This is a genomic window from Streptomyces durocortorensis, from assembly GCF_016901035.1.
In the GTDB taxonomy this organism is placed as follows: domain Bacteria; phylum Actinomycetota; class Actinomycetes; order Streptomycetales; family Streptomycetaceae; genus Streptomyces; species Streptomyces durocortorensis.
Map to the genome: position 1 here is coordinate 25,819 of NZ_JAFEUF010000031.1, position 871 is coordinate 26,689.

Here is an 871-nt window from a genome sequence, read left to right on the forward strand (position 1 = left end):
TTCGCTATAGGCGCGTTCGGGTGTTTCCGCCCGGCCCCCCCCCCCCGCCCCCCCCCCCCCCCCCCCCCCCCGGGGCCCCGGGCCGGCCCCCCGGGCCCGGGCCACCGTCACGACCACGGGGGAATCCACTCCGCCGTGACGACCACGGGGGAGTCCACCCATGTCCACGCCTCGCGAGCAGCTGTCCGACGCCCGGCTCTACCTGTGCACGGACGCCCGCAAGCTCCAGGGCGACCTCCCCGCCTTCCTCGACGCCGTGCTCGCCTCCGGCGTCGACATCGTCCAGCTCCGGGACAAGGGCATGGAGGCCGCCGAGGAGCTGGAACACCTCGAGGTGTTCGCCGACGCCTGCCGCCGGCACGGCAAGCTCCTCGCGGTGAACGACCGCGCGGACGTCGCCCACGCCATCGGGGCCGATGTCCTGCACCTCGGCCAGGGCGACCTGCCGGTGCCCGCCGCCCGCGCGATCATCGGCGCCGACCGGCTGATCGGCCGTTCCACGCACGCCGAATCCGAGGTCGACGCCGCCGTCGCCCAGGACGGCGTGGACTACTTCTGCACCGGCCCCTGCTGGCCCACCCCCACCAAGCCCGGCCGCCACGCCCCCGGCCTCGACCTCGTGCGCTACGCGGCCTCCCTCGGCGGATCGCGGCCCTGGTTCGCGATCGGCGGGATCGACGCGGGCAATCTGGATCAGGTGCTGGACGCCGGGGCCCGCCCGGGGGGGGGGGGGCCCCCCCCCCCCCCCCCCCCCCCCCCCCCCCCCCCCCCCCCCCCCCCGGGCCCCCCCCCCCCCCCCCCGGGGGGGCCGGGCGGGGGGGCCCAGGCCGCCTGCCGGGCCACCGGCGGGGCGAGCGAGGCGACCCCGCGC

The 871-nt window shown here is 79.4% G+C and carries 1 pseudogene; it reads left to right on the forward strand.

Annotated features, from left to right (window positions below):
* Positions 1-160 precede the first annotated feature (160 nt).
* Positions 161-718: pseudogene (gene thiE, locus JS521_RS09350) on the forward strand (thiamine phosphate synthase); the annotation flags it as partial.
* Positions 719-871: the final 153 nt, after the last annotated feature.